Raw genomic sequence first — 1,294 nt, forward strand, 5'->3', positions numbered from 1 at the left:
ATCTGTGATACCTACTGTTTGGATGTTATCTTTGTTGTTTGCATCAAACTTAGTTGTATCCAACCATACTTGGTAGTAAAGTGTAGAGCCACGTTCAACTGTCTTAGTATTCAAGTTTTCAGCTTCGTTGTTGTTTGTATTGTCGACATATGGATTTGTGTTTGTTTCACCATATTTATCTGTCAATTCAGAATCGTCATCAACGAGCTTAGTACCTGTGATATCGAATTTCGCTTTAGAAACAACGTATTTCTCTGGTTGGAACTTAGGTTCTGTTGGTGGAGTGACACGGTTGTTGAATTCTTTATCGGCAGGATCTGTCACGTTTGTGATCAATGCTTTGGCAGTACCATCGTGACTGACTTTAACAGTTACTACTGCAGCCATTGGGTCGTAAGTGACTGTTGAGTCTGTACCCTTAACCTCTGTTACAGTGTAAGTGTAAGTACCTTCTTGACCCTTCTTGTATTTAAGGGCTGTGACAGTTTCACCAGCTTTGTTTGTGTAATCAACTGGTGTGAACTTGAAGTTACCATCTGCGTCGTTGGTTGTCGTTGCGATAACAACATTGTCGCTATCTTTCAACTCGAATGTGAATTCGCCAGCTTTAAGTGCACGGCCTTCCAATTTCTTAGTGAAGTTGAACTCTACTGAGATTGGAACACTGTTAACACGTTTTTCAGTAGGTACGTTTGGTTTTTTAACTGTCTTGCTTACTGGGTTATAGTAGTTAATAACTTGAGCTGCTTTGTTTTCAATATCAGCACCAGCTACGACATCGTCTTTAACTGTTGCTGGGATATCAAATTTATAGTAGCGTCCAAATTCGAATTTAGTTGTATCGATGATTTGAGTATTTTCAGCGTCGCCAAGTGACTTAGTGAAGCCTGCTTTAAGGTTAGCTGTTACAATACCGTTATTAATAGCGATATCGAACTTGTTAGTAACGTCTGCACCAGTAACTGAATCGTAAACCTTGATATCAGATGCAGTAACATTCAACTTAGTTTCGTCAAAGTCATCTGAGATACCAACTGTTTGGATGTTATCCTTGTTGTTTGCGTCAAACTTAGTTGTATCCAACCATACTTGGTAGTAAAGTTTAGAGCCACGTTCAACTGACTTAGTATTCAAGTTTTCAGCTTCGTTGTTGTTTGTATTGTCGACATATGGATTTGTGTTTGTTTCACCATATTTATCTGTCAATTCAGAATCGTCATCAACGAGCTTAGTACCTGTGATATCGAATTTCGCTTTAGATACAACGTATTTCTCTGGTTGGAACTTAGGTTCT

1 protein-coding gene is annotated in these 1,294 nt (G+C 38.6%); it reads right to left on the minus strand.

Going from position 1 to position 1,294, the window contains the following annotated elements; all coding sequences use genetic code 11:
- A partial coding sequence (locus tag HSISS2_RS07540) for an SspB-related isopeptide-forming adhesin (RefSeq protein ID WP_276201968.1) occupies nt 1-1,294 on the minus strand: 1,294 nt, incomplete at both ends.

The sequence above is a fragment of the Streptococcus sp. HSISS2 genome (genome assembly GCF_000448665.1).
In the GTDB taxonomy this organism is placed as follows: Bacteria; Bacillota; Bacilli; order Lactobacillales; family Streptococcaceae; genus Streptococcus; species Streptococcus raffinosi.